Source organism: Klenkia taihuensis (genome assembly GCF_900112525.1).
GTDB lineage: Bacteria > Actinomycetota > Actinomycetes > Mycobacteriales > Geodermatophilaceae > Klenkia > Klenkia taihuensis.
In genome coordinates this window covers 372,401-390,685 of the sequence record NZ_FOMD01000002.1, presented here as the reverse complement: position 1 = coordinate 390,685, position 18,285 = coordinate 372,401, and the positions used below count along the sequence as shown (strand labels likewise).

Sequence of the window (18,285 nt, the reverse complement as noted above, 5' to 3'; positions counted from 1 at the left end):
GCTCAGAGCGCGCCGGCGGTCTCCGGACTGGAGCCGGCCACGCTGCGGCGGAGCGCCGCGTGCACCGAGGCCGGGGTGAGGACGCCGACCAGCTTGTCGCCGTCCATCACGCCCACCCAGCCGGCGTCGACCTGCAGCAGCCGGGCGTAGGCCGCCCGCAGCGAGGAGCCCAGCGGCACCCAGGCGTCCATCGGCCGCCACACGTCGCCGACCACCCGCGCACCCCCGGCGGCCGCCTCGGCGGCGTGCTCGGCCGACACCCAGCCCAGCGGCAACCCGGTGCCCTGGTGCCGGCCGGTGCCGGTGCCTCCGGTCACGCCCGCGGCGTCCACCACGACCGCCCAGCTCGCGCCGGAGCGGGCGATGACCGCCCGGGCGGTGCCCAGGCCGTCGTCGAGGGCCACGACCGGCGGCTGCTCGAGGTCCTCGACGGCGACGTCGGTGACCGCCAGCCGCTTGAGGCCGCGGTCGGCCCCGACGAAGTCGGCCACGAAGTCGTTCGCCGGGGCGCCGAGCAGGTCCGCCGGCGTGGCGAACTGCTCGACCTTCCCGCCCTCGCTCATGACCGCGATCCGGTCACCGAGGCGCACGGCCTCCTCGATGTCGTGGGTGACGAAGACGATGGTCTTGCGGACGGTCTCCTGCAGCCGGAGGAACTCGTCCTGCAGCCGGCCGCGGACCACGGGGTCGACGGCGGAGAACGGCTCGTCCATGAGCAGCACGGGCGGGTCGGCGGCCAGCGCCCGGGCCACCCCGGCGCGCTGCCGCTGCCCGCCGGAGAGCTGGTGCGGGTAGCGGTCGCCGTAGGCGACCGGGTCGAGCCCGACGAGCGTCAGCAGTTCCTCGACCCGGTCGGCGGTGCGCTGCCTGTCCCAGCCCAGCAGCCGCGGCACGGTGCCCACGTTGGTGCGGATCGACTGGTGCGGGAACAGGCCCACGTTCTGGATGACGTACCCGATGCGGCGGCGCAGCTTCTGCGGGCGCAGCCGGGTGACGTCGTCGTCGCCGATCAGGATGCGCCCGGTGCTGGGCTCGATGATCCGGTTGATCATCTTCATGGTCGTCGTCTTGCCGCAGCCCGACGGCCCGACCAGCACGGTGAGCTCGCCGGCGGCGAAGGTGAGGTCGAGCTCGGCCACCCCCACCGTGCCGTCGGGGTAGACCTTGCTGACCCCTTGCAGCCGGATCGGCTCCGCGGCAGTAGCTTCCACCGGGTGGACTCCTCGTGGTCGGTGTCGGCTGCCGATGCGGCGCCGAACCCCTGGGTCGACCCGTCCTACGTGGTCGACAACTGGGACACCATCCTCGCCTACACCGCCCAGCACGTCAGGCTGACGGTCCTGGCGGTGGTCATCGGGTCGGTGATCGCGCTGCCGATGGCCCTGGTCGCGCGGCGCAGCCGGTGGCTGGCCGGCCCGGTCCTGGGCCTGTCCACGCTGGTCTACACGATCCCGTCGCTGGCGATGTTCGCCTTCGTCGCCCCGTTCACCGGCCTGTCCGAGACCACCGTGCTGATCGGGCTGGTGCTGTACTCGCTGGTGGTGCTGGTCCGCAACTTCCTCGCCGGCCTGCAGTCGGTCCCCGCCGACGTGGTCGAGGCCGCGCGGGGGATGGGGTACGGCGCCGGCCGCCTGCTGTGGCGGGTCGAGCTGCCGCTGGCGCTGCCCTCGTTCGTCGCCGGCATCCGGATCGCCACGGTGTCCACCGTCGCGCTGGTCACCGTCGGCGTCATCGTCGGGCAGGGCGGGCTCGGCCAGCTGATCACCGGCGGGTTCAACGCGAACTTCTACCGCGCGCCGATCGTCACCGGCGCGGTCGGCTGCGTGCTGCTGGCCCTGCTGGCCGACGCGCTCATCGCCCTCGCCGGCCGGTGGGTCACCCCCTGGACCCGGACGGTGCGCGCGTGAACGTGTTCGGCGACGCCGTCCGCTTCCTCAACGACCCCTTCAACTGGACCCGGCCGGGCAGCGGGATCCTCGACCTGCTGGTCCAGCACCTGCAGATCTCCGGCGCCGCGGTCGCGCTCGCCCTGCTGGTCGCGCTGCCGCTGGGCACCTGGCTGGGCCACACCGGCCGGGGCGGTGCGTTCACCGTCGCGCTGTCCAACGTCGGCCGCGCCGTCCCCACGCTGGCCATCCTGACCATCTTCGCGGTCACCCCCATCGGTTTCGGCCCGCAGGCGACCACCCTCGCGCTGGCCCTCTTCGCGATCCCCCCGGTGCTCACCAACACCTACGTCGGTTTCCGGCAGGTCGACCGCGACGTGGTCGAGGCCGCGCGTGCCATGGGCATGACCGGCCGCCAGGTCACCTTCCGCGCCGAGCTGCCGCTGGCGATGCCCCTGCTGATGACCGGCGTCCGGACGGCGGCCGTCCAGGTCGTCGCCACCGCCACCCTGGCGGCGCTGGTGGCCGGCGGCGGGCTGGGCCGGATCATCAACCTGGGCTTCGGCCAGCAGAACTACGGCCAGGTGGTGGCCGGGGCGATCGTGGTCGCCGCGCTCGCCGTCCTCACGGAGCTGGTGTTCGTGGCGCTGTCCTGGCTGCTCACCCCCGGCCCGCGCACCCTGCCGCGGCTGCGGCGCCGCCCCGCGGCCGCATAACGCTTGGGCAACGCCCGGTGGCGGGAACGCGTGCAGCACTGTTGAGTTGCGCGTCGCGGGAACTCCTCCCGCCCGACACGCGGACGGAGCAACCGTCCGGGACACAGAAGGCGGGTCGTCATGCGCCTGCGTACACCCCTGCTCACCACGGTGGCCCTGGCCACCCTGCTGGCCACCGCCGCGTGCGGTGAGTCCGGCTCCTCCGGCACCGGCGGCTCGGCCTCCGGCGGCAGCGAGGCCTCCGGCGACGCCTGCGTGCCGGTCGCCGGCGACCAGCTCGTCGTCCTCGAGGACGACAAGGCCCTGCAGAACGCCGACAACGTGGTGCCGGTGCTCAACGCCGCCTACGCCGGCGCCAACCCGGCCGCGCTCGAGGCGCTGAACGCGGTCTCCGCGGTGCTCACCACCGAGGACCTCATCGAGCTGAACAACCAGGTCGACGTGCAGCGCCAGGACGCCACCGAGGTCGCCCAGGCCTACGTCGACGACAACGGGCTCGGCGGCGGCGTCACCGGTGGCAGCGGCGCGGTCGTCGTCGGCGCCGGCAACTTCAGCGAGTCCACCATCCTGGCCAACGTCTACGCCGACGCGCTGAACGCGGCCGGCTTCCAGGCCACCGTCCAGGAGACCGGCAACCGCGAGGTCTACCTGCCGGCGCTGGCCCAGGGCCAGATCCAGGTCTTCCCGGAGTACCTGGCCACCTCGGCCAACTTCATCAGCGAGAACATCGACGGCTCGGGCAACCTGGTCGCCTCCGGTGACGTCCAGGAGACGCTCACCGCGGTGGAGCCGCTGGCCGCGCAGTTCGGCGTCACCTACGGCGACCCCTCCGAGGCCCAGGACCAGAACGCGTTCGCGGTGACCACCGCCCTCGCCGACCAGCTCGGCGTCACCACGCTGTCCGAGCTGGCCGAGGCCTGCGGCGACGGTTCGCTGACCCTCGGCGGCCCGACCGAGTGCCCGACCCGCCCGGCCTGCCAGCTGGGCCTCGAGGACACCTACGGGCTGGAGTTCGCCGGGTTCTCCGAGTACGACGCCGGTGGCCCGCTGACCAAGCAGGCGATCCTCAACGGCGACGTGTCGATGGGCCTGGTGTTCAGCTCGGACGGGTCGCTCGCCCAGGGCTGACCCGCCCGCTCGACGGCCCTCCCCGGGATGCCCGGGGAGGGCCGTCGTCGTCTCAGTACCAGCCGCCCTCGGGAAGCTGCTCGCCCGCGGCCACGACGGCGTCGACCCGGTTGCCCTCCTGGGGCAGCGGGCACGACCAGCGCGGGTCGTAGGTGCAGCTCGGGTGGTAGGCGAAGTTCAGGTCGACCACCAGCCGGCCGTCGGCCGAGCCCAGGTCGGCGCCCTTGACGGTGTCCAGCAGGTACCGGCCGCCGCCGTACGTGCCCCGCCCGGCCGAGCCGTCGCGCAGCGGCAGGAAGACCCCGCCGCCGTAGCCGCCGAGCCACCACACGTCCAGCCGGCCGACCTCGCCCAGGGTCACCCGGCCGATGCGGTCCAGCGCGACCACGCCGTCGTCGGCGGTGGGCAGCTCCAGCCGCTGCGCCGGGGCGTCCTCCAGCCGCGCGCGGAAGCGCAGCTGCGGGTCGTAGGGCGCGACCGGCAGGCCGGTGAACGCGGCGCGGGCGGCCTCGCCCAGCGGGGAGTCGGGGTGGCCGGCGAAGAGCTCGTCGCGCCCGGCGCGCCAGGCGGCCCAGCCGGCCTCCGGGTCCTCGGCGGCGCGGGCGTCGGCGTAGAGGGCGTGCACGCGGCGGCGCCAGTCCAGCAGGGAGAGGGTCACCGGTGCCAGCCTGCCAGCGGTGGCCGGGCCCGGCGCGACGACCGGTCCGGCGGGGATCGGGTGCCCACTACCCTTCTCCCCGTGACGGACGGGGCTGCTGAGCAGGGCGGGGCGGCGCCCCGCGCCCGGACGACGTCCTCGCGGGTGTCGCCGGCCGTGCGCATCACGGGGCTCGTGCTGGGGTTCGCGCTCGCGATCGCGGCGACCCTGGCGGTGTTCCTCACCGAGAACGCCCTGTACCTGCGGCTGGCCGTCATCGCCGTCGCCTGGGCCTTCGTGATCGCCGCGTTCTCGGCCGGGCGCCGCAGGACCGACCAGGCGGTGGCGGCCGGGCGGGAGGCCGAGCTGCGGCAGGCCTACGCCCTCGAGCTCGAGCGCGAGGTCGCCGCCCGCCGGGAGTACGAGCTGAAGCTGGAGAACCAGCTGCGCCGGGAGGCCCAGGAGGCCATGCGGGCCGAGCTGGACGGCCTGCGCGCCGACCTCGCCTCGCTGGCCGGGCTGCGGGAGAGCCTGCTGGAGCTGGGCGAGCTGCGCTCGGACATGGGCCGGCTGCGCCGGGAGCTGACCGAGCAGCTGGACGGCGAGATGCTGGTCGAGCGGATCGTCATGCGCACCCAGTCCATCCGGATGCCCGCGGAACGGCCCGAGCTGGGCGGCCGCACGATCGACGCGCTGGGGGAGTGGGAGGACCGGCCGGCCGCGGCCGAGGGGGTCTCCCGCGTGCAGCCGCCGCCGGTGCCCGCCCCCGCCGTCCGGGCCGACGAGCCCGGGCCTCCCGGGCCGCTGCCCGTCGGGCCGCCGCCCGTCGAACCGCCGTCTGTCGAACCGCCGTCCGTCGAGCCGCCCGTCCAGGCGCCGCCGGCCGCGGGGCCGTCCCGGCACGCGAGCCCCGGTCGCGACGACCGGGTCGCCACCGGCCCCACCGCCGCCCGGCACAGCACGGCCGAGCAGGTCCGGGTGGTGCTGCCCCCGGCCGGTCCCCCCGCGCCGCCGGCGCCCCGGCCCGACCCGGTGCCCCGCGCGCAGGCCGTGCCCGAGGTGCCGCCGCGTCCGGTGCCGGTCGCCGGCCCGCCGAGCGGGTTGTGGGACACCCCCACCGACTCCGCCCCGACCGGCACGGAGCCGGCGCGGCCGCACCGCCGGGCCGCGCCCGAGGAGCCCCCGCCGGCCCCGGCGCAGCCCGAGCACGAGCCGGACGTCTTCGAGACCGCCGGCCACCAGCGTCTCACCGAGATCCTGGCCGAGTCCGGCACCACGCTGGGCGGCCGCCGTCGCCGCCGCTACCGCGAGGACGACGGCGACGGGGACGACGTCCTCGCCCGCGTGCTGGGCGAGTAGCCGGCCGGCGCCTAGATCGGGCCCTGGGAGAGCGCGCCGCCGTCGAGCACCATCGTCTGGCCGGTGACCCAGCCGGCGGCGTCGGAGAGCAGGTAGGCGGCGGCCTCGCCGATGTCCTCGGGGACGCCGAGACGGCCGACCGGGTACTGCTTGGCCACGGTGTCCTCGCGGCCCTCGAACAGCGCCTCGGCGAACCTGGTCTTGACCACCGCCGGGGCGACGGCGTTGACCCGGATCCGCTGGGGCCCCAGCTCCACCGCCAGCTGCGTGGTCAGGTTGACCAGCGCGGCCTTGCTGACGCCGTAGGCACCGATGTTCTGGCTGGCCTTGATGCCGGCCACCGACGCCACGATGACGACCGAGCCCCCGTGCTCGCCCATCCAGGCCCGGTGCGCCTCCTGCACCAGCCCGAGGGTGCCCACGACGTTGGTGTCCAGGATCTTGCGGAAGGCGTCCAGCGGGGCGTCGACCATCGGCCCGTAGACCGGGTTGATGCCGACGTTGCCCACCAGGTGGTCCAGGCTGCCGAAGGTCTCGACGGCGGTGCGCACGGCCTCGGCGCGGTGCTCGGGGTCGGCGGCGTTGCCCGGCACGGCCACGGCGAGCTCGGGGCCGCCGAGGGCCTCCACGGCCTCGGCGAGGGCGTCGGGCTTGCGGGCGGTGAGCACCACCCGGGCGCCGCGGTCGACCAGGGAGCGGGCGATGGCCAGGCCGATGCCTCGGCTGGCGCCGGTCACCAGGGCGGTGCGGCCGGCGAAGGAGGTGGGGTCGGTGCGAGCGGCTTCGGTCACAGGCCGCACCGTAGCGACACCTCCCCGGGGTGAGTGAGCCCACACCGCGCAGGCGTGGCCCGGCGCGCACGCGGGTAGCACACTCGTCGGCGCCCGTCCTCCGCGTGACAACCCGTTGCAGCGGCCCGGCCGGGCACCAGCACCACCAGCACCACCCGGGCCCTCGACGAGGAGGGCCCGTCGTCGCCGAGATGTCCGGGACCCGCGAGGGCCCGGAACGAGAGGTGCACACGATGGACCAGTTCAGCGCAGCCCTGCCCGCCGACCGGCACAGCCCCGTCCGCCTGCGCGTCGGCATCGTCGGAGCCGGTCGCGTCGGCGCCGTCCTGGGCGCCGCGCTCGCCGCCGCCGGCCACGACGTGGTCGCCGCCGCGGGCCTGTCCGACGCCTCCCGCGCCCGCGCCGCCCGGCTGCTGCCCGGCGTCCCGCTGCTGCCCACCGACGAGGTGGTGGCCGCCGGCGACCTCGTCGTCCTCGCCGTGCCCGACGACGCCCTGGCCGGCCTGGTCGCGGGCCTGGCCGGCACCGGCGGCTGGCGCCGCGGCCAGCTCGCCCTGCACACCTCCGGCGCGCACGGGCTGGCCGTGCTCGCCCCCGCCGAGGAGGCCGGTGTGCTGGGCCTGGCGCTGCACCCGGCGATGACCTTCTCCGGCGGCCCCGAGGACCTGCCCCGCCTGCTCGGCACCCCGTTCGGGGTCACCAGCCGGCCCGAGCACCGCGCCGTCGCCGAGACCGTGGTGCTGGAGATGGGCGGCGAGCCGTTCTGGGTCGCCGAGGCCGACCGGGTGCTCTACCACGCGGCGCTGGTCACCGGCGCCAACCACCTGGTCACCCTGGTCGCCGAGGCCGCAGACCTGCTGCGCACCGCCGGGGTCGAGCAGCCCGCCCGGGTCCTGGGCCCGCTGCTGGGCGCCGCGCTGGACAACGGCCTGCGCCGCGGCGACGCCGGGCTGACCGGCCCGGTCAGCCGCGGGGACGTCGGCACCGTCGCCGGCCACGTCGCCGCGCTGGCCGACCGCGCCCCCGACGCGGTCGCCGGGTACGTGGCGATGGCCCGGCGGACCACCGAGCGCGCCGCGGCCGCCGGGCGGCTCAAGCCGCACGAGGCGCAGCCGCTCACCGACCTGCTCGACGGCGTGGAGGTGCCGCGGTGACCGCGGTCGCCTCGACCGCCGTCGCGGAGACCGCCGCCGAGCTGCGGGAGCGCGTCGCCGACCTGCCGGGCCCGGTCGTGCTGGTGCCGACCATGGGGGCCCTGCACGAGGGCCACCGCACGCTGGTCCGGCACGCCCGCGCCCTCGGCGGCGGCGTCGTGGTCTCGGTCTTCGTCAACCCCACCCAGTTCGGCCCCGGCGAGGACTTCGACCGCTACCCCCGCACCTGGGACGCCGACCTCGCAGCACTCGCCGAGGAGGGGGCCGACCTGGTCTTCCACCCGGGCGTCGCCGACGTCTACCCCGACGGCGCGGCCGGGGTCACCGTGCACCCCGGCCCGCTCGGTGACGTGCTCGAGGGCGCCGTCCGGCCCGGGCACTTCGCCGGGGTGCTCACCGTCGTCGCGAAGCTGTTCGGCCTGGTCCGCCCGGACGTCGCGGTGTTCGGCGACAAGGACTACCAGCAGCTGACCCTGATCCGGGCCATGGCCCGGGAGCTGGCGCTGGGCGTCGAGGTGGTCGGCGTCCCCACCGTCCGCGAGCAGGACGGCATGGCGCTGTCCTCGCGCAACCGCTACCTCGACCCGGCACAGCGCTGGGCCGCGGCGGCCATCTCCGCCGCGCTGCGCGCCGGTGCCGCCGCCGGGCCGCAGGGCGCGGGCGCCGTCCTGGCCGCCGCGCAGCGGGTGCTGGACGGCGAGCCGTCGCTGGTGCCGGACTACCTCGCCCTCACCGACCCCGACCTGGGCCCGGCGCCGTCCGCCGGCCCGGCCCGCCTGCTGGTCGCCGCCCGCGCCGGCAGCACCCGCCTGATCGACAACACCGCCGTGACCCTGGGGGAGCCCCGATGATGCGCACGATGCTCAAGTCCAAGATCCACCGGGCCACGGTCACCCAGGCCGACCTGCACTACGTCGGCTCGGTGACGGTCGACGAGGACCTGCTGGACGCCGCCGACCTGCTGCCCGGCGAGCAGGTGGCCATCGTCGACGTCACCAACGGCGCCCGGCTGGAGACCTACACGATCCCGGGCGAGCGGGGCAGCGGCGTCATCGGGATCAACGGCGCCGCCGCCCACCTGGTGCACCCCGGCGACCTGGTCATCCTGATCAGCTACGGCCTGATGGACGAGACCGAGGCGAAGTCCTTCCTGCCCAAGGTCGTGCACGTCGACGCCGACAACCGCGTGGTCGAGCTGGGGGCCGACCCCGCGACCCCGCCGCCCGGCGTCGCGGGCGACGGTCTGGTCCGGGGGGATACGGTCCGCGGGTGACACTCGCCGGCCCGGTCTTGGGGCCCCCGCTGGCCACCCGGCTGCCGTCGCGGCTGGCCGCGCCCGCGCCGGGCTGGGAGCTGACCGCCGACGTCTGCGTGGTGGGGTCCGGCGTCGCCGGCCTCTGCGTGGCGCTGCACGCCCGCGCCGCCGGCCTGTCGGTCGCCGTCGTCACCAAGGTCGAGGTGGACGACGGGTCCACGCGGTGGGCGCAGGGAGGCATCGCGGCGGTGCTCGCCGCCACCGACTCCCCGGCCGCGCACGCCGCCGACACCGAGACCGCCGGCGTCGGGCTGTGCGAGCCCGACGCGGTGCACGCCCTGGTCACCGAGGGCCCCGACCGGCTGCGCGAGCTGATGAGCTGGGGCGCGACGTTCGACCGCGGCCCGGACGGCGAGCTGCTGCTCACCCGCGAGGGCGGCCACCACGCCGACCGGATCGTGCACGCCGGCGGCGACGCCACGGGCGCGGAGGTGCAGCGTGCGCTGCACGCCGCGGTGCTCACCGACCCGGGCATCACCCTGGTGGAGCACGCGATGGTGCTCGACCTGGTCACCGACGCCGCGGGCCGCGCGGCCGGGGTCACCCTGCACGTGCTGGGCGAGGGCAGCTCCGACGGCGTCGGCGCGGTCCGCTCCCGGGCGGTGGTGCTGGCCACCGGCGGCATGGGCCAGGTGTACGCCTCGACCACCAACCCCTCGGTCTCCACCGGCGACGGCGTGGCCCTGGGCCTGCGGGCCGGCGCGGTGGCCACCGACCTGGAGTTCGTGCAGTTCCACCCCACCGCGCTCTACCTGGGCCCGGACTCCCGCGGCCAGCAGCCGCTGGTCAGCGAGGCGCTGCGCGGCGAGGGCGCCCTGCTGCGCGACGCCGCCGGCGAGCGGTTCATGGTCGGGGTGCACCCGCTGGCCGAGCTCGCCCCCCGCGACGTGGTCGCCAAGGCGATCACCCGGGTGCAGCTGCGCGACGGCACCGACCACGTGTTCCTGGACGCCCGGCACGTCGAGGGGCTGGAGCGGCGGTTCCCGACCATCGTGGCCCGCTGTCGCGAGGCCGGCATCGACCCGGTCACCGAGCTGGTGCCGGTCACCCCCGCGGCGCACTACGCCTCCGGCGGGCTGGCCACCGACCTGGCCGGCCGCACCACCGTCCCCGGCCTCTACGCCTGCGGCGAGGTGGCCTGCACCGGCGTGCACGGGGCCAACCGGCTGGCCTCGAACTCGCTGCTGGAGGGCCTGGTCTTCGCCGGCCGGATCGGCGCCGAGCTCGCCGCCGGCCTGCCCGACCCGCAGCCCGCGCCGCCGCAGGTCGCCCACCTCGACGGCCTGCTCGACCCCGCCGCCCGCGGCCGGCTGACCGCCACCATGTCCGCCCGCGTCGGCGCGCTGCGCAGCGGGGGCGGGCTGACCGTGGCCGCCGGGGAGCTGGCCGCGATCGCCGGGCTGCTGGGCACGGCCGAGCCCGGCGTGGCCGGCTGGGAGGCCACCGACCTGCTCACCGTCGCGACCGCGCTGACCGCGGCCGCCGGCGCCCGGGAGGAGACCCGCGGCTGCCACTGGCGCGAGGACCACCCCGACGACGACGACGCCTGGCGGGTGCACCTCGACGTCGCGCTGCACGCCGACGGCACGCTGCAGCTGACCCCCCGCCCGGTCGGCACGCCCCCGGAGGTGTCGTGGTGAGCGGTGCCCTGCGCCCGGACCCCGCACCCCGCCGGGACCCGCGGGACCTCACCGGCACCGGCCTGGACGAGGCCTGGGTGACCGACCTCGTCGAGCGCACCCTGGCCGAGGACCTCACCGGCGGCACCCCGCTGCCGCACGCCCCCGACCAGGCGGTGGCCCACGACGTCACCAGCGCGGCCACCGTGCCGGCCACCCAGCGCGGCACCGCCGACCTGGTCGCCCGGGCCGACGGCGTGGTCGCGGGCCTGCCCGTCGCCGCGCGGGTCTTCGCACGGCTGGCGCCCTCGGCCACCCTGGTGGCCGGCGCGGCCGACGGCGACCGGGTCCGCCGCGGCGACGTGCTGCTCACCGTCACCGGCTACGTGCGGGCGCTGCTGGCCGCCGAGCGGTCGGCGCTGAACATCGCCAGCCGCGCCTCGGGCATCGCCACGTCCACCCGTGCCTGGGTGGACGCCGTCGAGGGCACCGGCGCGGTCGTGCTGGACACCCGCAAGACCACCCCCCTGCTGCGGCCGCTGGAGAAGTACGCGGTGCGCTGCGGCGGCGGGTCGAACAAGCGGATGGGCCTCTACGACGTCGCCATGGTCAAGGACAACCACGTGGCCGCCGCCGGGTCCGTGGCCGCCGCGGTCGCCGCCGTCCGCGAGCGGGCGCCGCAGGTGCCGGTGCAGGTCGAGGCCGACACCGTCGCGCAGGCCGTCGAGGCGGTCGAGGCGGGGGCGGACTTCCTGCTGCTGGACAACATGCCGCCCGACGTCCTCCGCGAGGCCGTCGTCGCCGTCGGCGGGCGGGCGCGGACCGAGGCCACCGGGGGGCTGACCCTCGCCGGCGCCCGCGCGGTCGCCGGGACCGGCGTGGACTACCTGTCGGTGGGCGCGCTCACGCACAGCTCGCCGATCCTCGACCTCGCCCTGGACCTGCGGACGGCCTGACGTGCTGCTCTGCGTGGACGTCGGCAACAGCCACACGGTGCTGGCCACCCTCGACGGCGCCCGGGTGGCCGGTTGCTGGCGGGTGCGCACCCAGCCCCGGGCGACCGCCGACGAGATCCAGCTGGTCTGGCGGGGCCTGCTGCGCGACGCCGAGGTCACCGGGGTCGCGGCCTGCTCCACGGTGCCGCAGCTGCTCCCGGTGCTGCGCCAGCTGCTGGACCGGCTCGACGTCCCGGTGACGCTGGTCGGCCCGGGCGTGCGCACCGGCGTCCCGCTGCACGTGGACAACCCCCGGGAGGTCGGCGCCGACCGGGTGGTCACCGCGCTGGCCGCGCACGAGCTGTACGGCAAGCGCCCCGACGGCACCGGCCGGCCGGTCGTCGTCGTCGACTTCGGCACCTCCACCACGGTGGACGCCGTCGGCCCGGCCGGTCAGTTCCTCGGCGGGGCGCTGGCGCCCGGCGTCGAGGTGTCCCTGGACGCGCTGGCCGCCCGGGCCGCCCAGCTCCGGTCGGTGGAACTCACGGTCCCGGAGAGGGCGATCGGCAAGAACACCGTCGCCGCCCTGCAGTCCGGCGTCGTGCTCGGCTTCGCCGGTCTGGTCGACGGCCTGGTCGACCGGGTCGCCGCCGAGCTGATGACCACCTTCGGCGTCGGGCCGGTCGTGGTGGCCACCGGCGGGCTGCACCCGCTGGTGGTCGACAGCTGCCGGTCGGTGGGGGAGCGCGACCCCGACCTGACCGTGCAGGGCCTGCGGCTGGCCCACGAACGGCACCAGTCGTCCAGGTGAGGGCGACCCGCTGACCACCGCTCCGTAGGCTTGCCGGGTGACCGACGGCCCTCCCGACACCCCCGACGACGAGCTCCCCGAGCAGCTGCGGGTCCGCCGCGGCAAGCTCGACCGGCTGCGCGAGGCAGGCGTCGAGCCCTACCCGGTCTCGGTGCCGCGCACGACGTCGCTGGCCGCGGTCCGCGAGGCGCACCCCGAGCTGGACGCCGACACCATGACCGGCGAGGTCGTCGGGGTCACCGGCCGGGTCATCTTCAGCCGCAACACCGGCAAGCTGTGCTTCGCCACGCTGCGCGAGGGCGGCACCGAGCTGCAGGTGATGCTCTCCCGCGACCGGGTCGGCGAGGAGGCCCTCGCGGCGTGGAAGGCCGACGTCGACCTCGGCGACCACGTGCTGGTCACCGGCGAGGTGGGCACGTCCCGCCGGGGCGAGCTGTCGGTGTTCGCCGACTCCTGGCAGCTGGCCGCCAAGGCGCTGCGCCCGCTGCCCGTGGCGCACAAGCCGATGAGCGAGGAGCTGCGGGTCCGCCGCCGCTACGTCGACCTCATCGTCCGCGACGAGGCGCGCCGCACCGTGCACCAGCGGGCCGCGGTGAACGCCGCCGTCCGGGCCGGGCTCACCTCCCGCGGCTACCTCGAGGTCGAGACGCCGATGCTGCAGGTCGTGCACGGCGGCGCCACCGCGCGGCCTTTCCGCACGCACATGAATGCATTCGACCTGGACCTCTACCTGCGCATCGCGCCGGAGCTGTTCCTCAAGCGGTGCATCGTCGGTGGGCTGGACCGGGTGTTCGAGATCAACCGGAATTTCCGGAACGAGGGTGCCGACTCCTCGCATTCCCCGGAGTTCGCGATGCTGGAGTTCTACGAGGCGCACGCGGACTACCAGGACATGGCGCGCACCACCCGGGAACTGGTGCAGGAATCGTGCGCCGCGCTGTTCGGGGACCACACCGCGCGCCACCACGACGGCACCGAGGTCGACCTGTCGGGGGAATGGCCGCAGGTGTCGCTCTACGGCGTCACCTCCGAGGCCCTCGGCGAGGAGATCACCCCCGACACGACCGTCGATCAGCTGCGCGCGCACGCCGAGCGGGTGGAGCTCGGCGTCGACCCGGCGTGGGGCCACGGCAAGCTCGTCGAGGAGCTCTTCGAGGCCCTCGTGCAGCACTCGCTGCAGGCGCCCACGTTCGTGGTGGACTACCCGACCGACACCTCGCCGCTGACCCGGGCGCACCGCAGCACGCCGGGCGTGGCCGAGAAGTGGGACCTCTACATCGGTGGGATCGAGCGCGGCACCGGCTACTCCGAGCTGGTCGACCCGACGGTGCAGCGCGAGCGGTTCACCCAGCAGGCGCTGCTGGCCGCCGCGGGCGACCCCGAGGCGATGGTGCTCGACGAGGACTTCCTCGAGGCGCTGGAGTACGGCATGCCCCCCACCGGTGGGGTCGGGATGGGTATGGACCGGCTGATGATGACCCTGACCGGCCTCGGCATCCGCGAGACGATCCTGTTCCCGTTGGTGCGCCCGCTCAGTTCCTGAACAATTCGGTTCCCCTCACCCCTGCGAGCAGTTCTGTGCCGGAATTGCGCATTCCTCGCCGGGTTGTGGTGGAATGAATTCCGTCGCCGCAGAATCCGCGGCGGAATGCACGTGGCCACCACGGGGGCCGAACAGCGCAGGAGCAGAAATGGCACGCAAGGTCCAGGTCATCCTCAGTGACGACTTCGACGACGACGTCCCCGCCGACGAGACGGTGACCTTCGCCCTCGACGGCACGACGTACGAGATCGACCTGTCGGACAAGAACGCCACCGAGATGCGCGAGGTGTTCGCCAAGTACGTCGGCGCCGCCCGCAAGGTCGCCGGTCGTGGGCGCGCCTCCGGTGGTGGCCGCAGCAAGGCCACCGGTGGCGGCTCGGGCGCGGGCCGGATGGACCGCGAGCAGGCCGGCGCGATCCGCGACTGGGCCCGCAAGAACGGCCACGAGGTCAGCGACCGCGGCCGCATCCCGGCCAGCGTGGTCGAGGCCTACGAGTCCGCCCACTGAGGAAGGACCCCCTCGCCCCCCGGACCACGCTGCGCGCGGCCCGGGTCCCTGCGAGGGGGCCGTTCCAGCACGTCGCCCAGGCCCGGTACCGGAAGGTGCCGGGCCTGCGTCGTCCGCTGAGGGCGTAACGAGTGCGGAACACCACCCCGGGGACGGGGGTTGAGCAGGGTGGACGACAGCACCTCCGGGTGTGGACGGCGCTCCGGCGCCCGTCGTCCGCGACTACAGTGGAACGACCGGTGCCCCGTTCATCGGAGAAGACACCGACGACGTCGGTCAGCATGACCCCGCGAGGGGAGCAGCACCGCACGTCCGAGCCGGTCAGAGGGGAAGCAGCAGATGTTCGAACGGTTCACCGACCGAGCCCGACGGGTCGTCGTCCTGGCGCAGGAAGAAGCCAGGATGCTCAACCACAACTACATCGGCACCGAGCACATCCTCCTGGGCCTGATCCACGAGGGTGAGGGTGTCGCGGCCAAGGCGCTGGAGTCCCTGGGCATCTCGCTCGAGGGTGTCCGCCAGCAGGTCGAGGAGATCATCGGCCAGGGCCAGCAGGCCCCGTCCGGCCACATCCCCTTCACCCCGCGCGCCAAGAAGGTCCTGGAGCTGTCGCTGCGCGAGGCGCTGCAGCTCGGCCACAACTACATCGGCACCGAGCACATCCTGCTCGGCCTGATCCGCGAGGGCGAGGGCGTCGCCGCCCAGGTCCTGGTGAAGCTGGGTGCCGACCTCAACCGCGTCCGCCAGCAGGTCATCCAGCTGCTGAGCGGCTACCAGGGCAAGGAGCCGGCCGCCGCCGGCGGGCCCGCCGAGGGCACCCCGTCGACCTCGCTGGTCCTCGACCAGTTCGGCCGCAACCTCACCCAGGCCGCGCGCGACTCCAAGCTAGACCCGGTCATCGGGCGGGCCAAGGAGATCGAGCGGGTCATGCAGGTGCTGTCCCGCCGCACCAAGAACAACCCGGTGCTGATCGGCGAGCCCGGCGTCGGCAAGACCGCCGCCGTCGAGGGCCTGGCCCAGGCGATCGTCAAGGGCGAGGTGCCCGAGACGCTCAAGGACAAGCAGCTCTACACCCTGGACCTGGGCGCCCTTGTCGCGGGCAGCCGCTACCGCGGTGACTTCGAGGAGCGGCTGAAGAAGGTCCTCAAGGAGATCCGCACCCGCGGCGACATCATCCTGTTCATCGACGAGATCCACACCCTCGTCGGTGCCGGTGCCGCCGAGGGCGCGATCGACGCCGCCAGCATCCTCAAGCCGATGCTGGCCCGTGGCGAGCTGCAGACCATCGGTGCCACCACGCTCGACGAGTACCGCAAGCACCTGGAGAAGGACGCCGCCCTCGAGCGCCGCTTCCAGCCCATCCAGGTGTCCGAGCCGACGCTGGCGCACACGGTCGAGATCCTCAAGGGCCTGCGCGACCGCTACGAGGCGCACCACCGGATCAGCATCACCGACGCGGCCCTGGTCGCGGCGGCCACGCTGGCCGACCGGTACATCTCCGACCGCTTCCTGCCGGACAAGGCGATCGACCTGATCGACGAGGCCGGCGCCCGGATGCGCATCAAGCGGATGACCGCCCCGCCGGACCTGCGCGAGTTCGACGACCGCATCGCGGCCGTCCGCCGGGAGAAGGAGTCGGCGATCGACGCCCAGGACTTCGAGAAGGCGGCGAGCCTCCGCGACAAGGAGAAGCAGCTGCTGGGCGAGAAGTCCGAGCGCGAGAAGCAGTGGAAGGCCGGCGACATGGACGTCGTGGCCGAGGTCGACGAGGAGCAGATCGCCGAGGTCCTGGCCAACTGGACCGGCATCCCCGTCTTCAAGCTCACCGAGGAGGAGACCTCGCGTCTGCTCCGCATGGAGGACGAGCTCCACAAGCGGATCATCGGCCAGGAAGAGGCCATCAAGAGCGTCAGCCAGGCCATCCGGCGCACCCGTGCCGGGCTCAAGGACCCCCGCCGTCCCGGTGGGTCGTTCATCTTCGCCGGCCCCTCGGGCGTCGGGAAGACCGAGCTGGCCAAGTCGCTGGCGAACTTCCTGTTCGGCGACGACGACGCGCTCATCCAGATCGACATGGGTGAGTACCACGACCGGTTCACCGTGTCCCGCCTCGTCGGTGCCCCTCCCGGCTACGTCGGCTACGACGAGGGTGGCCAGCTGACCGAGAAGGTGCGGCGCAAGCCGTTCTCGGTGGTCCTCTTCGACGAGATCGAGAAGGCGCACGCGGACGTGTTCAACACGCTGCTGCAGGTGCTCGAGGACGGCCGGCTGACCGACGGCCAGGGCCGGATCGTGGACTTCAAGAACACGATCCTGATCCTGACCACCAACCTCGGCACCCGGGACATCTCCAAGGCCGTGGGGCTGGGCTTCCAGGTCGGCAACGACGACCAGAGCAACTACGACCGGATGAAGCTCAAGGTCAACGAGGAGCTCAAGCAGCACTTCCGGCCGGAGTTCCTCAACCGCATCGACGACATCGTCGTGTTCCACCAGCTGACCGAGGACGAGATCGTCCACATCGTCGACCTCATGCTCTCCCGCGTGGAGGGCCAGCTGGCGAACAAGGACATGGCGCTCGAGGTCACCCCGGCGGCCAAGAAGCTGCTCGGTGCCCGCGGGTTCGACCCCGTGCTCGGTGCACGGCCGCTGCGCCGCACCATCCAGCGCGAGATCGAGGACGCGCTCTCGGAGAAGATCCTCTACGGCGAGCTGGCCCCCGGCCAGATCATCGTGGTCGACGTCGACGAGGACACCGACCCGACCAAGGCGACGTTCACCTTCCGCGGTGAGACCAAGCCGATCGACGTCCCCGACACCCCGCCGGTGGCCCTCTCGGGCGCCGACGACGAGGACGGCCAGGCCGAGTCGGCCAGCTAGGCCCCAGCACGACCGGAGGCCGCCACCCCAGCCGGGGTGGCGGCCTCCGCCGCGTCCGGGGTCAGGACGGCAGCGCGAACCGGCCGTCGTCGGTCTGCACGACCAGGCCGTCGACCAGCAGGGAGTCCAGGCAGCGGCCGCGCTGCACCGGGTCCTCCCACACCGCGTCGAGCTCGGGCTGCTCCACCGGGCCGGTGGCCGCGCGGAGCACGTCCAGCAGCCGGCCGCGCACCTGCCGGTCGGTGCCGGCGAACTTCTGCACCCTCCTCGGCGGCCCGTCGTGGGCCGGGGAGCCGGCCAGCCGCCAGGCGCAGACCTCGCGCACCGGGCACACCCCGCACCGAGGCGTCCCGGCCACGCAGACCAGTGCACCCAGCTCCATGACCGCCACGGAGAACCGCACCGCCCGGTCGTGGTCGGCCGGGGCGAGCGCGGCGACGTCGGCCAGGTCGGAGGTCCGGGCGGGGGCGGCCTCGGCCCGGCCGTGCACCAGCCGGGCGACCACCCGGCGGACGTTGGTGTCGACCACCGGCTGCCGCTGCCCGTACCCGAAGCAGGCCACCGCCCGGGCGGTGTAGCTGCCGATGCCCGGCAAGGACTCCAGCACCGCGACGTCGTCGGGCACCACGTCGCCGTGGTCGGCGGCGATGGCCGCCGCAGCGGCCTGCAGGCGGAGCGCCCGCCGGGGGTAGCCGAGCTTGCCCCAGGCCCGGATGACCTCGCCGGTGGGCTCGGCCGCCAGCGCGGAGGGGCGGGGCCAGCGGGCCAGCCACTGCCGCCAGACCGGCTCCACCCGGGCCACCGGGGTCTGCTGCAGCATCACCTCGCTGACCAGCACCGCCCACGCGTCGACCCCCGGCTGCCGCCACGGCAGGTCGCGGGCGGCGGAGGCGTACCAGTCGACGACGAGCTCACCGGGTGCGTCGCCGGGCACGGGGGTGGTCACGGGGCACCAGTGTCCCAGCTGTCGCAGCAGCTCACGCCCTCGGCGAGCCGCCCGGGCACC

17 protein-coding genes are annotated in these 18,285 nt (G+C 74.8%); 13 read left to right on the top strand and 4 right to left on the bottom strand.

The window, feature by feature from the left end:
- Window positions 1-2 precede the first annotated feature (2 nt).
- Window positions 3-1,211 carry an ABC transporter ATP-binding protein gene (locus tag BM158_RS09805; protein ID WP_191328699.1) on the bottom strand — a complete coding sequence of 403 codons (1,209 nt, stop codon included), beginning with the start codon at window positions 1,209-1,211 and terminating at the stop codon, window positions 3-5.
- Window positions 1,212-1,214: 3 nt separating this feature from the next.
- Between BM158_RS09805 and BM158_RS09800 the strand changes: the two genes are divergently transcribed.
- The 3 genes from BM158_RS09800 (at window position 1,215) to BM158_RS09790 (ending at window position 3,730) form a co-directional block, all read left to right on the top strand.
- On the top strand, window positions 1,215-1,907 hold the full coding sequence (locus BM158_RS09800; RefSeq protein ID WP_091557310.1) for an ABC transporter permease: 693 nt from the start codon (window positions 1,215-1,217) through the stop codon (window positions 1,905-1,907).
- A complete protein-coding gene (locus BM158_RS09795; protein ID WP_165628880.1) occupies window positions 1,904-2,602 on the top strand; it encodes an ABC transporter permease in 699 nt (232 codons plus the stop codon). The genes BM158_RS09800 and BM158_RS09795 overlap by 4 nt, the downstream gene beginning before the upstream one ends.
- Window positions 2,603-2,722: 120 nt before the next feature.
- Complete coding sequence (locus tag BM158_RS09790; RefSeq protein ID WP_091557305.1) at window positions 2,723-3,730, top strand: glycine betaine ABC transporter substrate-binding protein; 1,008 nt, start codon at window positions 2,723-2,725, stop codon at window positions 3,728-3,730.
- A gap of 52 nt (window positions 3,731-3,782) precedes the next feature.
- Here BM158_RS09790 and BM158_RS09785 read toward each other — a convergent pair whose 3' ends face one another.
- Complete coding sequence (locus tag BM158_RS09785; protein ID WP_091557302.1) at window positions 3,783-4,388, bottom strand: DUF1684 domain-containing protein; 606 nt, start codon at window positions 4,386-4,388, stop codon at window positions 3,783-3,785.
- An 81-nt stretch (window positions 4,389-4,469) separates the two neighbouring features.
- On the opposite strand from BM158_RS09785, the gene BM158_RS09780 reads away from it, so the two are divergent.
- A complete protein-coding gene (locus BM158_RS09780) occupies window positions 4,470-5,726 on the top strand; it encodes a DUF6779 domain-containing protein (RefSeq protein WP_131802011.1) in 1,257 nt (418 codons plus the stop codon).
- An 11-nt stretch (window positions 5,727-5,737) separates the two neighbouring features.
- On the opposite strand, the gene BM158_RS09775 is transcribed toward BM158_RS09780, so the two are convergent.
- Window positions 5,738-6,517: an SDR family oxidoreductase gene (locus tag BM158_RS09775; protein WP_091557295.1), complete on the bottom strand. Its 780-nt coding sequence runs from the start codon at window positions 6,515-6,517 to the stop codon at window positions 5,738-5,740.
- Window positions 6,518-6,750: 233 nt separating this feature from the next.
- On the opposite strand from BM158_RS09775, the gene BM158_RS09770 reads away from it, so the two are divergent.
- The 9 genes from BM158_RS09770 (at window position 6,751) to BM158_RS09730 (ending at window position 17,279) form a co-directional block, all read left to right on the top strand.
- Window positions 6,751-7,671, top strand: a complete 921-nt coding sequence (locus BM158_RS09770; protein ID WP_091557292.1) for a Rossmann-like and DUF2520 domain-containing protein — start codon at window positions 6,751-6,753, stop codon at window positions 7,669-7,671.
- Window positions 7,668-8,522, top strand: a complete 855-nt coding sequence (panC, locus tag BM158_RS09765; RefSeq protein WP_091557288.1) for a pantoate--beta-alanine ligase — start codon at window positions 7,668-7,670, stop codon at window positions 8,520-8,522. Before BM158_RS09770 ends, panC begins: the two co-directional genes overlap by 4 nt.
- Entirely contained in the window at window positions 8,519-8,944 is a 426-nt protein-coding gene (gene panD / locus BM158_RS09760; RefSeq protein ID WP_091557285.1) for an aspartate 1-decarboxylase, read from the top strand. Before panC ends, panD begins: the two co-directional genes overlap by 4 nt.
- On the top strand, window positions 8,941-10,626 hold the full coding sequence (locus tag BM158_RS09755) for an L-aspartate oxidase (protein ID WP_229827718.1): 1,686 nt from the start codon (window positions 8,941-8,943) through the stop codon (window positions 10,624-10,626). The genes panD and BM158_RS09755 overlap by 4 nt, the downstream gene beginning before the upstream one ends.
- Complete coding sequence (nadC, locus tag BM158_RS09750; protein WP_229827719.1) at window positions 10,623-11,561, top strand: carboxylating nicotinate-nucleotide diphosphorylase; 939 nt, start codon at window positions 10,623-10,625, stop codon at window positions 11,559-11,561. Before BM158_RS09755 ends, nadC begins: the two co-directional genes overlap by 4 nt.
- A gap of 13 nt (window positions 11,562-11,574) precedes the next feature.
- Window positions 11,575-12,351 (top strand): type III pantothenate kinase, encoded by a 777-nt coding sequence (locus tag BM158_RS09745; RefSeq protein ID WP_229827720.1) that lies wholly within the window; start codon window positions 11,575-11,577, stop codon window positions 12,349-12,351.
- A gap of 37 nt (window positions 12,352-12,388) precedes the next feature.
- Window positions 12,389-13,894, top strand: coding sequence for a lysine--tRNA ligase (lysS, locus tag BM158_RS09740; RefSeq protein WP_091557275.1), 1,506 nt, complete (start codon window positions 12,389-12,391; stop codon window positions 13,892-13,894).
- Window positions 13,895-14,042: 148 nt separating this feature from the next.
- Window positions 14,043-14,402: a histone-like nucleoid-structuring protein Lsr2 gene (locus BM158_RS09735; protein WP_091557271.1), complete on the top strand. Its 360-nt coding sequence runs from the start codon at window positions 14,043-14,045 to the stop codon at window positions 14,400-14,402.
- A 339-nt stretch (window positions 14,403-14,741) separates the two neighbouring features.
- On the top strand, window positions 14,742-17,279 hold the full coding sequence (locus BM158_RS09730; protein ID WP_091557268.1) for an ATP-dependent Clp protease ATP-binding subunit: 2,538 nt from the start codon (window positions 14,742-14,744) through the stop codon (window positions 17,277-17,279).
- A 61-nt stretch (window positions 17,280-17,340) separates the two neighbouring features.
- Here the strand turns inward: BM158_RS09730 and BM158_RS09725 are convergent, their stop codons facing one another.
- The gene (locus BM158_RS09725; RefSeq protein ID WP_229827721.1) at window positions 17,341-18,225 is read right to left on the bottom strand and encodes an HhH-GPD family protein; all 885 of its coding nucleotides are present in this window, start codon (window positions 18,223-18,225) and stop codon (window positions 17,341-17,343) included.
- Window positions 18,226-18,285 lie beyond the last annotated feature (60 nt).